Here is a 15,637-nt window from a genome sequence, read left to right as displayed (position 1 = left end):
AATTAGTAATAAGAGGGCGTAGAAATACGCCCTCTTTTGTTTGTTGCTTTTTTTCGTTTTACAAAACACATCTTTCTCTGCCTTTATTTCCAGAAATGGCTATTCCCGTCTGTCCAATATCCATCTGCAGTTCTGTAAATTTTTTACCATCTTACAATCTTTTCTTCTACTATTCTCTTTGAATTTTCTCTTATCGGCTCTACTTTTTTTCAGATGAAATCTCCACTAATTTTTGTAGATTCGTATTCATATTCAAAAAAACAGTTATTAACCCATATACCCCGATAACAAGAGCAGTGCCGAAAAACCACGTTAAAATAGCAACAGATGCACCTGTCCACAATTCCAACTTTGAACCAATGAACATTCCGGCTACACAGCCGGCAACAAAAACGCCTATAAATCCAAGACAAATGAGAAAACCAATCGATTTTTCAAATGTCTTTCTAACAAAGTCTGTGGCAATAGTTCTGACACTTGAACTAGAAAGCACAATAAAAAATGCCACAACTGCAAAAATACCAATAATAACCATAACTGTGTCCATAAAACCCTCCTAAAATTAAAATTTATACAAAAAGCACCGTGCTAATTGCCGAATTTAATTATGAATTATTTTAGGGAAAGAAAGACTTGTCCACAAAAGCAGAAAAGGCTGCTCTGCCCAAATTCATATTTTGCGAAAAAGGTGAATTCATCTGTGTATGCTGAATGGTTAAATAACAAGCCAACGGCAGAACGTGGCAGAACAGCCTGTGAAGGCTTAATTCTACCATTGGCTAATGGCGTTAAAACAAACATAACAAAGAACACAAATGAAAAGTCGAGAAAAAATCTCGATTTTCACCTTTTTCGCATTACTAAAATAATATTTGCACGGTGCGAGGAACGAAAGAAAATAAAACAATTAAATTTCCACCGTTGAAACATCGTTACAGAATGTATTTTTATAAAAAAAAGGAGAAGTATTATGAGATTTAACGGAACTGCTGTTATATGGCGAGAGGACGACTGGTTTGTTGCGATGTGTGTGGAAAATAACATTACCTCACAAGGCAGAACTATGGACTTGGCAATAGAAAATTTGAAAGAGGCGTTGGCGTTGTATTACGAAGATGAAGTTGTTCCTAATTACAGCACCAGATACATTACACCTTTGGAATTGGCTGTTTAACTATGGGCTGATAAATATCCGTTATTGAAACCAAAAGAAGTAATTGCAGGATTAATAAAAATGGGTTTTCTTTTCAAAAACACAAACTCGCTTGTGCTGAAAAAATTCACCGTTAAAACATCGCGGCAAATATTATATTTACACACAAAAGTATCACGAAAGGACAAAAAATGCTTGAACAACTTGAAAATTTAAAGAAAAAAATAGACGACATCCGACATATTCACGGCGGAGATTTGCGCTTTGCCAAGCAATTTGCGGAGTTTTAATGATGAGCGCGGCGTTTTTTTTGTTGTTGATTTTGGCGATTATTGTGCCTTGTGAAGCTCAGGTTCGCCGCACGCATACAACCGAAAATCCCGTAACCATTACTCTTTTGAGACGAAACAGAGAAGTTCGTCAAACATTTCACGAAAACGGAAGTATTAAATCCGAATGCCAATATAACAGCGGCAGATTAGACGGTATTTGCGAAGAATTTTTCGATAACGGCGCGCTCCGTTCACGTATAGAATTCAAAAACGGGCGCGAACACGGGGTTGCCGATTTTTATCGCGAAACAGGCGCGCGGCTTATGCGCATAACTTTTAATCGCGGAAAGCCGCAAGAGACAATTCACTACGACGAGCGCGGGTTGCGCATAGACGAAAATCAACGACGAAGAAACAGAGGCGAAAGATGAAAGAAGTCAAAAAAATTGCAATATATTCGGTCGGACTTTTGGGCGCAAGTATCGGAATGTCGCTTAAAAAAAGCGATTTTAACGGAGGAATAGTCGGAATTTCCGCGCAGAAAAACATAGAAGACGCGCTTTCGGCAAATGCTGTCGACAGGGGAGCGCACTACGATGAAACCGCGAATATTCTCGCCGATACCGATTTGCTGTTTTTGTGTTCGCCGATTGAAACTATAATAGAAACAATAAAGAAAATATCGACAATGAAACTCAAAGACGGTATGATAATCACGGACGTCGGAAGCACCAAAAAAGAAATAGTCGCCGCCGCTCAAAAATATTTGCCCGCAAATGTTAAATTTGTCGGCGGACATCCAATGGCTGGAAGCGAAAAGCACGGCGCAAAATTTGCCGACCCGTTTTTGTTTCAGAACGCGGTTTGGGTTTTGCACTCCGAAGATAAGCGCGCCGCCGAAGAACTTAGTGATTTTTTAGAGAAATATTTGCAGTGTAAAGTAAAATTTATCGCTCCCGAAACACACGATGCAATGGTAGCTATGGTTAGCCACGTTCCTCATATTGTAGCCGTGGGTTTGGTTAATACGGCTGAAAAAATCAATGAAAAAATATGCGGAACGCTTGACCTTGCCGCAGGTGGTTTTAAGTCCCTTACTCGAATAGCTTCTTCGCCTTATAAAATGTGGCACGATATTTACAATACAAATCAGGGCGCAAACATCGAAATTTTGGACTGTTTTATTGAAGAAATGAAAGAACTTCGACAAAATTTGAAAAAAGGAACGCTTGAAGGCGCATTTGATAACGCTGCAAATGTGCGCGCGCAACTTACTGAAAATCAAAAGGGCTTTGTCAATAAATTGTATAGAATAATCGTTATAGCGGAAGATAAAAAGGGCTTTTTGGCGAAAATATTTACAATTTTGGCAGATAACAATATTAACGTCAGCGATATAGAATTGCTTAAAGTTCGCGAGGGCGACGCGGGTAGTTTTATGTTTGCGTTTGCCGACGAAGCGATTGCGCAAAAAGCGATTGGTTTATTGCAATCGGCAGGCTTTTCGGCTCGGTTAGGATAAAAAAAGGAAAAAATTATGCAAACAGCAAAGACTTTAATCTTTATTTTTATGGTGTTTTTTTTAGCTTCGGCGCAAGTTTCTGTCGGCGGTTTTTCGAGTATCGGCGCATTTGTCGAAAACACGCCCGATATTATTGACAGCACGTTCATACTTTCCGTAATAGCAAAATCTACCGACATAAACGACCCGGATTTTCGCTTGGAACATCATAACGAGCGTGGGAGAATGCGCCTTTTTCGAGGCGATATTTTTGCTTTTACCGACGGAACGCATTTTTATATCGCCGATGGAACGCACGGACTTGGCTCGCCGCGATTTCGTCGTCTGACGAGGTGCGAGGACTTTTCGTATTTTCGTCGAGTGCAAAAAATGCCTGCGGGAACGGAAAGGCATTCCGAAAATAATACCAGCGAAGTATGGGTAATCGTCGAGCATTCAAACGGAGAATTTGCGTCGCTTACCGACAGAGCGACGAGGGCGTTTCTGATTAGGCGCAATCCGATGCTTTATCACGAATTCAGCGACAGAAACAGGCGCGACGGCAGTATAATTGATTATGTTCGACGAGTTTGCAACAACAACTAACATACATTTTAAACGTGTTCCCGCAAAATTTGTTTCATAATATTTGCATAACTTAAAGCTTTGGCGTCTTTTTCGCCGTTATCTTCAATTGTTATATGGGTTAAGGTCTGCTGATTTTCGTCTATTTTTTTGTTTAATCTTGCCAAAACAGCCTTTAAACCGTCGCTTTTGGTCATCGGAAGAATTATTATCGCTATGTCTTTTCCTCTGATATGTATAAATCCCGAAATATCCAAGAAGCGAAAACCTTTTGCTATAATATCGGAAATGCTGTCGCTCAACGATGAAATACTGTCTTTGCTTTGCACTTTGTCCGAAATTACGAGTATTGAAAAAGGATTTTTGTGCCTGAAAAACTCCTCAATGTAGCGTTTTATGAAATATACGGTTGCTTTGTGCGACAAAAGCGGATAGTGGTTATTGTGATTTTTTTCCTCTTCTTTTTGCACGATTTTCTCTTGCGCTTTTTTGGTTTTTTGTTCCGGTTCGGGCTCGGACTTAGGCTCGGCTGGCTTGACGACTGTTGTTTTAACGTCGTCGTCGGCATTGTTTAGGGCAATACCTTTTTGCCCGTTTTTTTCCATTTGCGCCATTATTTTATTCGCGTTGTCGCCTGTGTTAAGCGCTTCCGAATAAAAAAGCGCAAAAGCCGTTAGGTTCCAAGGCAAGGTGTTTGACATAAAAGAAATCGAGTCTATACGCAAAGTTTCAAATTCTTTTGCAAGGCGCGCCTGATTTATTTGTTTATCTACAAGATATTTTTCAATATAGAACGAATTTCCCGATTTTTTTAACGTAATCGCAGTGAGATTGTCTGTGAATTTCGTTATTTTTTGGCACAATTCGTCTGCCGCGTGTCCTGTTGACGGGTGTTTTGAGCCAAACATTTTTACGTTGCCCAAGAGTAAGTTTATTGACATCGCGACGGATTCAGCGTCCTTTTTCGACAATTCCTGCCCGAGTGAATTGCTGTTTGTGTTCTGCATTTTGTCCCATTCTCCAATTTTTTATTTAACCTTGCTCAATAAATATTGCGTGCGAAAATACGTTTTGTCAAGGTGTAAAATATATTTTGCCTTGTGAAAATGCTGTAAAATTTTAAAAAACCTTGATTTTTACGTGAAAGAATGATTATTTTTCGGGCGAAGTAATCGTTTTTTTAGGTTTTCAGAGGCAATGCGTGAAAAATTTTGAAATTTACGAAGAAATGTTTGACAAGAAGCAGTATCGTATGCTTCAAAGCGAGTTTGTCGAAGAAAACGCGGCGGACATAGCGCAGCTTATCGAAAATTTTCCGATTGACAAGGCGGTGCTTGTTTTCCGTATATTGCCGAAAAACAAGGCGGCGGACGTTTTTGCCGATTTGTCTTCCGATGTGCAAATGTCGATTACCGAGAAACTCAGCGACAAGGAAATCAGTTTTATTATAGAGGAACTTTTTCTTGACGACGCGGTAAGTTTCATAGAAGAAATGCCGGCGAACATAGCCAAAAAAGTTCTCTTGGGCGCAAAACCCGAAACGCGCGAGCAAATAAATCGTCTGCTGAACTATCCCGAAAATTCCGCGGGAAGCATAATGACGATGGAATACGTGTATTTGAAAAAAGATATGACAGTGCAGGACGCGTTCTACAAAATACGTAAAAACGGCGTTGACAAAGAAACCATTTACACCTGTTATGTCATTGACTCGAAGCATAAATTGGAAGGCGTTGTAAGCGTAAAAACTCTATTGCTTGCCGAACAGGACGAAATTGTCGGCAATATAATGGACGATACCAATATTATCACCGTAAAAACCTTTGAAGACCAAGAAGATGTTGCGCATAAGGTAAAAAAATACGACCTTTTAAGTATTCCCGTCGTTGACGCGGAAAATAAGATGATGGGTATTATCACAATCGACGACATTGTCGATGTTATTCAGGAAGAAACCACCGAAGACTTTGAAAAAATGGCTGCTATGGCGCCGTCCGAAAAACCGTATCTCAAAACAAGCGTTTTTACTCACGCGAAAAAGCGCGTCGCTTGGTTATTGTTTTTGATGTTGGCGGCTACCGTTGTAGGTTTTATAATAGAAGTATATGAAGACGCTATAATGAAAATGGCGATTTTGGTGTCGTTTATACCTATGCTTATGGGGACGGGCGGTAATGCGGGGGCTCAAAGTTCAACGCTTATTATACGCGGTATAGCCGTGTCCGAAATACGCCCGGGTGATTTTTTGAAAGTTGTTTGGAAAGAATTACGCGTAAGTTTATTGGTCGGCGGAGCGCTTGCGCTTTTTAATTTTGTGCGTATATGGCTTCTTTACGGCGGCAGAGAGGGCGTTGAGAGCGGAATAAGATTAGGCGCGGTTGTAGGCGGAACGCTTTTATTTACGGTTATTATTGCAAAAATTTGCGGAAGTATGCTTCCTTTACTGGCGAAAAAATGTAAAATTGACCCTGCGGTTATGGCGGCGCCGCTGATTACGACAATGGTTGACGCCTCGGCGCTTATTGTTTATTTTGCGATAGCCACCGCTTTGTTGGGACTGTAAAAAAAGGAGAGTATAATGTCGGATAAATTTACTGAAAATATGTCGGAAAAAATCGGAGAAATGCCCGAAGATATTGTGTTTATCGGTGAAAAAAAGGTAGAACAATTGTCAATAGAAGTCATAGAATACTACAGAAACGGCAATGTTAAAGATTTCAAAATAGAAAACATTCGCGAAATTCTTCCGCTTAACAACGATTGCATAACTTGGATAAACATTACGGGCGTTCACGATGGCGAGCATATTAAGGAAATCGGCGCGCTTCTTGAGCTTCACCCACTTATAGTGGAAGACATTCTTAACACGACCCAGCACCCGAAGATGCAGGATTACGGCGATTGCATTTTCTTCATAACAAAAATGCTTTATTACTACGGCGGAGAAATTACGAGCGAGCAGGTAAGTTTGGTTTTAAGCGATAATTACGTTCTTAGTTTTAAGGAAAGCAAAGAAGATATTTTTAAGCACGTTCGCCAAAAAATCCACAGAAAAAAAGGCAGAAATTTCAAAAGCGGCGCAGATTATCTTGCGTATCAGTTGATAGACGCCGTAGTTGAAAATTACATTGGAATAACCGAGCAAATAAGCGACAAAATCGAAGACCTCGAAGACGCAATCGACGGCAAAGATTTGCGGCAGGACTCAATCGACGAATTGGGTAATTTGAAGCGAATTCTTAACCGTTTGCGCAAAACCGTCCGTCCGACAAACGATTTTATCGTCCATATAAACACGCTTGATACCGACCTTATAAAAGACGAGACCGAGCCGTTTTTCCACAACTTGCTCGATATTTCGGCGCGCGCAAATTCGGCGATAGAAAGCTGTCGCGATATGCTTGCCGATAATCTGCAAATCTATAATCTGAGCGTTGCCAATCGTTTCAACGACACCTTGCGAATGCTTACGGCGTTTTCGCTTTTGTTTATTCCGATAACTTTTATCGCCTCTCTTTACGGAATGAACTTTGAACACATTCCCGAGCTCAAATGGGAGTACGGCTATTTTGTCGTTCTGGGAGTTATGCTCGCCATATCAGTTGGAATGATGGTGTATTTCAGAAGAAGAAAGTGGATGTGATATTATTGTTGTCGGTTGTCGGTTAATCTAAAAAATCATTTACTTGCGCTAACTTTATGTTGGTGTAATAAGCGCTCAGAATTTGGGTGAAATCTTGACCTCTGCGCGCTCGCTCCAAGGCGCCGTTTTGGCACATTCCTATTCCGTGTCCGAAGCCTCTGCCTGTTGCGCGAACTTGTCCGCCGTCTATTCTGATTTCAAAATTTGCGCTTCTCAAAATTCCTTCGTCTCTTGTGGGGCGGCGCAAAACAAAGCGCGAACGGTCTCTTCCGTAGGTGAATGTGCCGCTGTTTGAGCGGATTTCCAAGACGTTTACGCGACCGCTCGGCGTTCGGGAGGCGATGTTTACTGCGCGCACAGTTCCGTCAAACGGCGCCTCGCCTATCGTGCTTCTCGAATATTTATGCAGGATTTGCGAAAATTGCGCTATGCTCCAAGTTTCCGTCCAATTAAACCAATTTGCGGTGGCGCAAAATGCTACGCCGTTTTCGTCCAAATCGCTTCTCGATACAAGCGACGGGTTTGGTTGCGAGTTCCATACTTCGTTAACGGCGGCGGTTTGTCCTCCGCAAATTGCGTGGAAAAAGGTTTCCAAAAGCGCGCCGTTTTCTTGTTTAGCAACAACAATTCCGCGGGTTTTTGCTATTGCCAAGTCCGAAAGAGCGTATTCGTTGCCGCTTCCGCCGTAAACTTGATCCATAACCGTTGCCACCATATCAAATTCGCGGTTTCGGCTTGCGAGCATTCTCGATAAAGCGAAAGTTCTTGCGGCGATTGCCTGCGCTTTTAACGCCTCAAATTCGGGCTCTCCGCGAACACCGATTTCCAGAGGCAAAACTCCGCGCAGATAATCTTCGAGACCAATGTAATTTATTAGGGAAAATCCGTTTTGTCCGCTCGTGAAAATTATTTGTCCCCGATATTCGTTTGCACCGTCCGAAAATCTCATTTTGCCGCTGACAAAGGAGAGCGTGCAGGGAAGCGCTATTTGCTGTCGTCTGCCGTGCGCCGAAATTTGGATTGTGTTTTCGTTTATAAAGGAGATTTCGAGCTCTCCGTCCGATACGCGAACGCTCGTGTTTTTGGACGAAATATCCGCGTGCCCGTGAATTCTTATTCTGTGCGATTTAATATTTCTGTGAAGCATAATCCGCAGATTTGGGTCTTGATAATCTTGGTTTATTTGCGGGATTGCAAGCGTGCGCTCAACGCTTATTTGCGGGCGCGTTTGTTCTCGCGGCTGTTGCGGTCGCGGACGCGCTTGTCTGTGCGTCGGCAAAATCGCAATGACCGTGTCTGCCGTGCGGCTTTGCCGAATTTCGTTCGCTTCTCGCGTTGCAATTACTTCCGTTGTTGATTGTTGGCGGCTTTGGCGACCTTGGTTTCTTTCGGCGGTGCTCTCAAATGTGGGCATTCTTGACGGACGAACAGGAGCGGTCGATGTTTGTTGCGTAGCGCAAGCCGACAAAAACAGCAAAGCAAAAGCGCTGATTACAAGAATTTTTCTCATTTGTTTTTACGCTCTTTCGCTATTTTTTTGAGTTTGCCCGCAATAAACGTCTTTTTTACCGGGTCTATTCTGTCTGTGAATAAAACGCCGTTTAAGTGGTCGATTTCGTGCTGAATAACTCTTGCGAAAAATCCCGAAATCTTATCTAAAAATATCGGTTCGCCGTTTGGGGATACCGCTTTTACGCTTATATTCATAGAACGGGCAACATTGGCGCGGACATCGGGAATGCTGAGACAGCCCTCGCTGTCGGTTTGCGTTTCGTCGTCGCTCCAGACTATTTCGGGGTTTATTAAAATAATGGCTTCTTTTTCGGTATCGGGTATGTCTATTACGGCAATTCGCAGAGGGACTCCCACCTGAACCGCCGCAAGACCTACGCCGTCGAATTCATACATAAGTTCGCGCAATTTGTTTGTGAAATTTACGAGCTCGTCGTCAAAAACCGATACCTCCTTGCAAGTTTCTCGCAGGAGTTTTGAGCCGTAAATTTCCAAGTCGTCTTTTTGCGGGTTCACAACTTATTTATCCGCTTTTGTTTCCGTTGCGCTCGGGTTTACGTTTCCGACAGAAACCGTGAGAATTGTCATCATCGCTTTTTCGTCGATTTTTATAACGATTTTTTTGTCGTCGATAATTTTATGCACGGTACCGCAAATTCCCGCCATAGTAACAACTTCGTCGCCGACTTTGAGCGCGGTGCGCATTTTGTCCATTTCTTTCTGCTTTTTTTGCTCGGGTCTTATCATAAAGAAATAAATGACCACGAAAAATAAAATCATCATAGGCAACAAGCTTGCCATTCCGCTTCCGGGGTTCATTGCCGCGTCCTGAGCAAACACGCTCGCCGCCAATACCAAAATAACTGCCAAAGTTTTCATAAAACACTCCTGATATAATAAATTTTCGGTGTAAAAATACCATTTGCCGCTTGCATTCGGAAGTCAAAAAGGAAAAATTTACAAATATTTTCTCTTTTACGTTTCGCAATAAATTATTTTAGATTTGGAGTTTTATAAAAATCACAACAAATCAAAGGAGTTTTTTGATGTTTAGAATTAAGAGTATTTTTGTATTGTTTATTGTTGCGGCGGCTTTGTTATTGGTTGCTTGCGGAGGAAAAAGACCGCCGAATATGGGAGATGTGGAAGAAGCGAGAGGCGTTTATCCTGCAGAAATTCAGCGTTTGATTGACGGTCCTTTCAGAGAATCTGTTTGGGCAGTAGGTATGGCGACTGCAACCGACCAAATCGCGGCATTAAGACGTGCGCGCTTCGAGGCAACTCAGCAGATTGCAACACAATTTGAGCAGGAAGTGGCTTCTCAGCAACGCGCGTTTACTTTGGATATACAAGGAAATGTGGACAATGACGTATTTGAAACCGTTCAGGAAATTTTTGTTTTGACCACAATTAACGGCGACAGAATTGTCAGAGAAATGGTATCGCGTGGTCCCGACGGTTTTACTGCTTACGTATTGAGAGCGCTTGACGCAAATGTTCTCAGAGCATTGCTTGAAGCACAACAGAACGCAGAAAATCTCAGACAGGCAAGAACAGCTTGGGGAAATCTTGAAGAAAGAATAGCGCGTGAAAGAGCGGCAAGAGCCGGAACGGAATTTGCGGAATAATTTACTTACAGAACCGAGGGCAAATGCAAACAAAAGAAAAAATAAGAATAGGACTTGCGGGAGCTGGAACGGTCGGTGGCGGGGTAATTAAAATCCTCGCCAAAGAAATGGGCTTTTTCAGAAAAAACTTACAACTTCCGCTCGAACTTACAAAAATTGCTACTATCGAGCCTGAGCGATTAAAGGATTTTCCAATAGGAAACGCTGAAGTTGTCGGCTGTGGGCTTGAGATAGCAAACGACCCGAATATCGATTTGGTAATAGAACTTATCGGTGGAACCAAAATTGCTAAAGATGTCGTTATGACTGCTATAGAAAATGGAAAACACGTGATAACCGCCAACAAAAAACTGATTGCCGAATATGGTCCGGAAATTTTTACGGCGGCTGAAAAAAAGAAAGTGTCGGTTTATTTTGAGGCGGCGGTTGGCGGTGGAATGCCTACCATAAAGACCGCTCGCGAATCTCTTGTCGGTAATAATCTTATGTCTTTCTACGGAATAATAAACGGCACCTGCAACTACATTTTGACGAAAATGACTGAAGAAGGCGGTGATTTTACCGAAACTTTAGCAAATGCGCAAAAGCTCGGTTATGCGGAAGCCGACCCCACGCTCGACATTGACGGCGGCGACACAGGGCATAAAACGGCGATTATGGCGTCGCTTCTTTTTGATTGTTTTGTGGATTACAACAAAATGCAGATTGAAGGCATACGCAATATTACTCTCGACGACATAAATTTCGCAAAGGATTTGGGATATAAAATCAAACTTTTGGGCATTGCAAAAAAGCGTCCGCACGATGATACTGTCGATGTTCGGGTAAATCCTGTAATGCTTCCCGATACTCATATTTTGGCGAATGTAAGAGACGTGTTTAATGCCGCGCTTTTTACAGGAGATGCAGTCGGTCAAATTATGCTTTACGGCAAAGGCGCAGGTGAACTCCCGACGGCAAGCGCCGTAATAAGCGATATTGTCGATGTAGCAAGAAACATAATTTCGGGCGATGTAAATCGTGTTCCTATGGAAGGATATTCCCGCAAAAACGAGGTTATGCTGAAAGGCGCCAATGATATAGAAAGCAGGTTTTATCTGCGTTTTTCAGTGAAAGACGACCCGGGAGTAATAGGAGTTATTGCGACGACGCTCGGAAAATACAAGGTTTCGATAGCGTCAATCGACCAGAGTGAGCGCCACGACAACAATTTTGTTCCGATAATTTTTACTACCGACAAAACAAACGAAGCGCAGGTAAAAAATGCTGTCGCTGAAATTGAAAAGAACTCTTTCATAAAGGCGGCAACGCAATTTATCAGAATTGAAGACGAATAGTTTTCCAAAAATTGTTTTTCGTCAGTTAATAATTAAATAGGAGGTTATATGAGCAATGAATTTGAATTAGAACTTGATTTGGGTGGCGATAAGCCCAAACAAAAGTCGGCAGAACCGACACCTGTAAAGGCAGAAACGCCTGTACAAGCCGCGCCTGCAACACCTGCGGCGCCCGTTGCTGAAGCAAAAGCAGAGCCCGTAAAAGTTGAGCCCGTAAAAGAAGTTGAGCCTGCACCTGTAGCATCCGTTGCGGAAGTAAAACCTGCGCCTGTTGCAGAGCCGAAACCTGCTCCTGTACCCGTTGCGGAAGAAAAGCCGCAACCCGCGCCGAGCAAAAAAGCGGCAGAGGAAGAAAGCGACCCTGTATTTGAACCACAAAAGCCGATTTTGGAGAGAGCGGAAAACTGGATAAAAGAAGAAAGCGGAATGAAATTTTGGCTTAGAGTAAAAATGATTACTTTTATCCCTGCATTGATTTTGCTCGTTCTTATCATAATTATTTTCTCTTTGGCTTTGGGCAATTCAAATGCGCAAGTAAGACAACTTACTCATCAGAGAGATTCTATAGACGTTCAATTCAGAGACAGAGTTGATGCGATGCTTGAAGAGCAGAACGAATTTAGGGCGACCATCGATAGCTTATCGGCGGCAAATTCAAGATTGACGACGGCAAACAGAAATTTGACTACAGAAAATCAAAGATTAAGAAGACCGCCTGCACGACAACCCGCAAGACAACCTGCAAGACAACCTGCAAGATGATAATTGATTTTTGAAAATTGATATTTAATAAAAAAGGCGGCTGATAAAACAGTCGCCTTTTTTGTAGGGGCAGGGTTTGCCTGTCCAATTATTGTTCGCATTTGATTATTTTGGGCGGGCAGACCCCGCCCCTACGCGTTTTCTATAATTCTGTCTAAGAGACCGCTGAAATTTCCGCCGTCAACACTAAACGCCAACGGAAAAAGTGAGGCAGATGTCATTCCGGGAAGCGTGTTTACTTCCAAGACAAAAGCGCACTCGTTGCTTACTATAATATCTGTGCGCGAATATCCGTCGCATTCAAGCGCAGTGTGAACGGCAACAGCTACTCTTTTTACCAAATCGATGGTTTCTTTATCGTGCGGCGGCGGACAGATTTCTTCGCTTTCGCCCAAATATTTTGCATTGTAGTCAAAATACCCCTCGGCATTTTTCGGCTTTATGTATATCGGAGTAAGCGCGGCAGGGACACCGTCTTTTTCGAGGACGGGGCAAGAAAATTCGTCGCCTTTAATGCCTGCTTCTACAAGTATTGATTTGCATTCGTCTTTTAATTTTTCTATCGCCTGCCTTAACTCTTCTTCGGTTTTTACGCGATACATAAGTTTGCTTGAGCCTGATTGCGGAGCTTTTACAAAAAGCGGAAATGAATATCTTGCTAAAATTTCCCTTATTTTGTTATCCCCGTCGCCTTTTCGAAAAACCGAGTAGGAGGGCGTTGGTATTCCGCTTGATTCAAATACCTTTTTCGCCAAAATTTTGTGCATTCCTATAGCTGATGACACTACGCCACAGCCCGTATGTTTTATTCCGAGCGTTTGTAAATAACCTTGAATAACGCCGTCTTCACCGAATTCGCCGTGAAGCGCCAAAAATGCAAGGTCTGTGCCTTCCCACAAAGAGGCGCAGTCGCAAGGGGAGCGCCCGCTGTCAAAAAGCGGAGAATTTTCAAAGTTTTCTATATCGTTAGCTGAAAGTTCCTCTGTGTTTTTTGCAAAGAAGAATTTTTTATCAACGCTGACGACTATTGCTGAAACGTCATATTTTTTTCTATCTAAATTGTTCACAATTTGAAAGCCTGTTTTGAGCGATATTTCGTGCTCAGCCGAAGGACCGCCCATTATTACTGCAATTTTTTTCATTTGAAAAGCTCCTATTCGTTTTTACCTTGTATAATTTAAGGTTTCCTTTTAATATTATTTATTTGGAAAAATTTTTAGCTAAACCCATCGCTTTTTCAAAATCGCCGTCCCAAAGGAGTTTTTGAATTTCGTCAAGCATTTTCTTGGTTTCTGCCGACCATATTTTTTGATTTAATTCGTTAAGCAGATGTTTTGCGGTTCTTTTATCATAAATTTCGCAAGCGGTAGCTATTTTTTGTAAATCTTCTTGTAAAAGCTCAGTGTCCTCGTTTTTAGAATTGCAGGTTTTTATTTGCACAGTGCCTTCCATTTTTTCGATTACTTGTTTTAATGATTTAATAAATTGTGGCGTACTTTCTATAACAATATCCTTGCATTTGGCACAAATATCTTCCTCCAGTTTTAGAGCGAATGCGGAAAGTTGCTTCTCGCCGATAATTGCAAGCGCCGTTTTCATAGCGTGAACATTTACATTCAGAAGCTGCCAATCATCCTCCGAAAAATATGGACTTTTTGACATTGTTTTTTCTATGATATTAACTGAATTTTGAGCGTCCGAAACGAAAATCGCGGAGATTTCGTTTGCCTTGTTGTCTATCGGTTTTTCGCAGTCGGCGTTCTTTGTCCGTTTTTCTTTGCAGATAAATCTATTTAGTATCAAGTCCAAATTATTTATTTCTATGGGTTTTGAAAGTAATGCGTCAATGCCGTTTGCCTGAAAAAAGTCTTCTTGGTTTGACAATGTGTTTGCGGTCAGCGCTATAATCGGTTTAGTATATCCTAAATCGCGAATGCGTTTTGTCGTTTCTATTCCGTCCATTTCGGGCATCAAGTGATCCATAAAGATAATATCGTATGTTTTGCCTTGTTTAATTTTTTCTATAGCGTCAAACCCGCTTAGTGCGGTTTCTACTTTTAATTTATAGGGAGACAAAAGTTCTTCGGCTACGTAAATATTCATTCTTATATCATCTACTATTAAAATACAAGCGTCGGGCATTGTTGTATGTTGCGGTTCAATCGTCATGATTTTCTCTTACTTCTAAAAATTTGTAGTTAATTTCCCCAAATAGCTGAGTAAGTTTCGGGTCAAAATGCTTGCCAGCTTCGCTCATTATTATTTCTACGGCTTTTTGGTGGGTAAACGCTTTTTTATACGGTCTGTCCGATACAAGCGCGTCATAAACGTCGGCTATTGCCATAATTCTGCCTTGCAAAGAAATTTCCTCTTCACGCAAGCCGCGAGGATAACCCGTGCCGTTCCATTTTTCGTGGTGTTGTCCTGCAAACAATTTGGCATTATGCAAAAACGCGTCGCCTACTCCTGTTCTTGATATAATTTTTTCTATAATATTTTCGCCTTCCATAGCGTGTTTTTTAATTTCTCTGAATTCCTCGTCGGTAAGCTTTCCCGGTTTGTTCAGAATTATATCCGAAACCGTTATTTTTCCTACGTCGTGCAACGCTGCCGAAGTACACATAGTTGAGATAATCCAGTCCTGTATTTCTTCGGAATAATATCCTTTTTCAATTAGTCCTTCAATTAAGATACGGGTGTAATCGGCAGTTCTTGTGACGTGTCCGCCCGTTACTTCGTCTCTGCTTTCGATTAGTTCCGACAATACTGATACTATTTCGTTGCGAATATTTCGGATTTCTCGCTCCCTTTGCTTTAAGGTGTCTGTTCTCTTACGGATGAGCGCGTCTATGTTTATGTGGGTTTTTACGTGATTTATAAGTCGTTGTTTGGAAAACGGTTTTGTAATAAAGTCCACCGCCCCCAGTTGAAACCCGAAATCTTCGTCTTCAGGGTCGGTTTTGGCGGTCAAAAATATTACAGGGATTTTTGAATATTCTTTGTCGCTTTCCTTTAATTGTTTGCAAATGTCAAAGCCGTTTGTTTCCGCCATTTGAATATCTAAAAGTATCAGGTCAGGTTTTACTTTCTCAAGAAGCGCAAAAAATCTCTCGGCGCTTGTCGCTGTAAGCACGTTAAAATAATCTTCTAACGCCTGTTCTATTTTTATTAAACTGAGATATTGGTCATCTACTGCGATAACGGTCTTCATAAAAAATCTCCATAATTTTGCCCAATTTACGAT

At 41.7% G+C, this 15,637-nt stretch carries 17 protein-coding genes; 9 read left to right on the top strand and 8 right to left on the bottom strand.

Annotated elements, in window-relative coordinates; genetic code table 11:
- Positions 1–199: 199 nt before the first annotated feature.
- A complete protein-coding gene (locus FWE23_04040; protein MCL2844606.1) occupies positions 200–547 on the bottom strand; it encodes a hypothetical protein in 348 nt (115 codons plus the stop codon).
- Between the two features lie 423 nt (positions 548–970).
- On the opposite strand from FWE23_04040, the gene FWE23_04035 reads away from it, so the two are divergent.
- The 4 genes from FWE23_04035 (at position 971) to FWE23_04020 (ending at position 3,532) form a co-directional block, all read left to right on the top strand.
- Positions 971–1,174 carry a type II toxin-antitoxin system HicB family antitoxin gene (locus FWE23_04035; protein MCL2844605.1) on the top strand — a complete coding sequence of 68 codons (204 nt, stop codon included), beginning with the start codon at positions 971–973 and terminating at the stop codon, positions 1,172–1,174.
- A 268-nt stretch (positions 1,175–1,442) separates the two neighbouring features.
- Entirely contained in the window at positions 1,443–1,856 is a 414-nt protein-coding gene (locus tag FWE23_04030; GenBank protein MCL2844604.1) for a hypothetical protein, read from the top strand.
- Positions 1,853–2,947, top strand: a complete 1,095-nt coding sequence (locus FWE23_04025; GenBank protein MCL2844603.1) for a prephenate dehydrogenase/arogenate dehydrogenase family protein — start codon at positions 1,853–1,855, stop codon at positions 2,945–2,947. The genes FWE23_04030 and FWE23_04025 overlap by 4 nt, the downstream gene beginning before the upstream one ends.
- 15 nt (positions 2,948–2,962) lie before the next feature.
- Positions 2,963–3,532, top strand: a complete 570-nt coding sequence (locus tag FWE23_04020; GenBank protein ID MCL2844602.1) for a hypothetical protein — start codon at positions 2,963–2,965, stop codon at positions 3,530–3,532.
- A gap of 8 nt (positions 3,533–3,540) precedes the next feature.
- On the opposite strand, the gene FWE23_04015 is transcribed toward FWE23_04020, so the two are convergent.
- Positions 3,541–4,518 (bottom strand): hypothetical protein, encoded by a 978-nt coding sequence (locus tag FWE23_04015; GenBank protein ID MCL2844601.1) that lies wholly within the window; start codon positions 4,516–4,518, stop codon positions 3,541–3,543.
- A gap of 221 nt (positions 4,519–4,739) precedes the next feature.
- Here FWE23_04015 and mgtE point away from each other — a divergent pair, with 221 nt between their 5' ends.
- Together mgtE and corA are read left to right on the top strand one after the other, a co-directional pair.
- On the top strand, positions 4,740–6,074 hold the full coding sequence (mgtE, locus tag FWE23_04010; protein MCL2844600.1) for a magnesium transporter: 1,335 nt from the start codon (positions 4,740–4,742) through the stop codon (positions 6,072–6,074).
- Positions 6,075–6,089: 15 nt separating this feature from the next.
- On the top strand, positions 6,090–7,154 hold the full coding sequence (gene corA / locus FWE23_04005) for a magnesium/cobalt transporter CorA (GenBank protein MCL2844599.1): 1,065 nt from the start codon (positions 6,090–6,092) through the stop codon (positions 7,152–7,154).
- Positions 7,155–7,176: 22 nt separating this feature from the next.
- On the opposite strand, the gene FWE23_04000 is transcribed toward corA, so the two are convergent.
- Genes FWE23_04000 through yajC form a run of 3 tightly spaced genes read right to left on the bottom strand, consistent with a single transcriptional unit; the run spans position 7,177 to position 9,545 of the window.
- On the bottom strand, positions 7,177–8,664 hold the full coding sequence (locus FWE23_04000) for a SpoIID/LytB domain-containing protein (GenBank protein MCL2844598.1): 1,488 nt from the start codon (positions 8,662–8,664) through the stop codon (positions 7,177–7,179).
- Positions 8,661–9,182 carry a peptide deformylase gene (def, locus tag FWE23_03995; protein MCL2844597.1) on the bottom strand — a complete coding sequence of 174 codons (522 nt, stop codon included), beginning with the start codon at positions 9,180–9,182 and terminating at the stop codon, positions 8,661–8,663. Before def ends, FWE23_04000 begins: the two co-directional genes overlap by 4 nt.
- 3 nt (positions 9,183–9,185) lie before the next feature.
- Complete coding sequence (yajC, locus tag FWE23_03990) at positions 9,186–9,545, bottom strand: preprotein translocase subunit YajC (protein ID MCL2844596.1); 360 nt, start codon at positions 9,543–9,545, stop codon at positions 9,186–9,188.
- A 167-nt stretch (positions 9,546–9,712) separates the two neighbouring features.
- Here yajC and FWE23_03985 point away from each other — a divergent pair, with 167 nt between their 5' ends.
- The 3 genes from FWE23_03985 to FWE23_03975 are packed head-to-tail and all read left to right on the top strand — an operon-like array spanning position 9,713 to position 12,393.
- Positions 9,713–10,294 (top strand): hypothetical protein, encoded by a 582-nt coding sequence (locus FWE23_03985; GenBank protein ID MCL2844595.1) that lies wholly within the window; start codon positions 9,713–9,715, stop codon positions 10,292–10,294.
- A gap of 23 nt (positions 10,295–10,317) precedes the next feature.
- Positions 10,318–11,631: a homoserine dehydrogenase gene (locus FWE23_03980; GenBank protein MCL2844594.1), complete on the top strand. Its 1,314-nt coding sequence runs from the start codon at positions 10,318–10,320 to the stop codon at positions 11,629–11,631.
- 48 nt (positions 11,632–11,679) lie between these two features.
- On the top strand, positions 11,680–12,393 hold the full coding sequence (locus FWE23_03975; GenBank protein MCL2844593.1) for a hypothetical protein: 714 nt from the start codon (positions 11,680–11,682) through the stop codon (positions 12,391–12,393).
- A gap of 131 nt (positions 12,394–12,524) precedes the next feature.
- Here FWE23_03975 and FWE23_03970 read toward each other — a convergent pair whose 3' ends face one another.
- The 3 genes from FWE23_03970 to FWE23_03960 are packed head-to-tail and all read right to left on the bottom strand — an operon-like array spanning position 12,525 to position 15,604.
- The gene (locus FWE23_03970) at positions 12,525–13,535 is read right to left on the bottom strand and encodes a D-alanine--D-alanine ligase (GenBank protein ID MCL2844592.1); all 1,011 of its coding nucleotides are present in this window, start codon (positions 13,533–13,535) and stop codon (positions 12,525–12,527) included.
- A 58-nt stretch (positions 13,536–13,593) separates the two neighbouring features.
- On the bottom strand, positions 13,594–14,562 hold the full coding sequence (locus FWE23_03965; protein MCL2844591.1) for a response regulator: 969 nt from the start codon (positions 14,560–14,562) through the stop codon (positions 13,594–13,596).
- Positions 14,552–15,604, bottom strand: coding sequence for a response regulator (locus tag FWE23_03960; GenBank protein MCL2844590.1), 1,053 nt, complete (start codon positions 15,602–15,604; stop codon positions 14,552–14,554). Before FWE23_03960 ends, FWE23_03965 begins: the two co-directional genes overlap by 11 nt.
- Between the last annotated feature and the right edge of the window lie 33 nt (positions 15,605–15,637).

It is taken from the genome of Chitinivibrionia bacterium, from assembly GCA_009779925.1.
GTDB lineage: Bacteria > Fibrobacterota > Chitinivibrionia > Chitinivibrionales > Chitinivibrionaceae > WRFX01.
The sequence above is the reverse complement of the archived record's forward strand: the minus strand, read 5'-3'. Positions and strand labels throughout refer to the sequence as shown.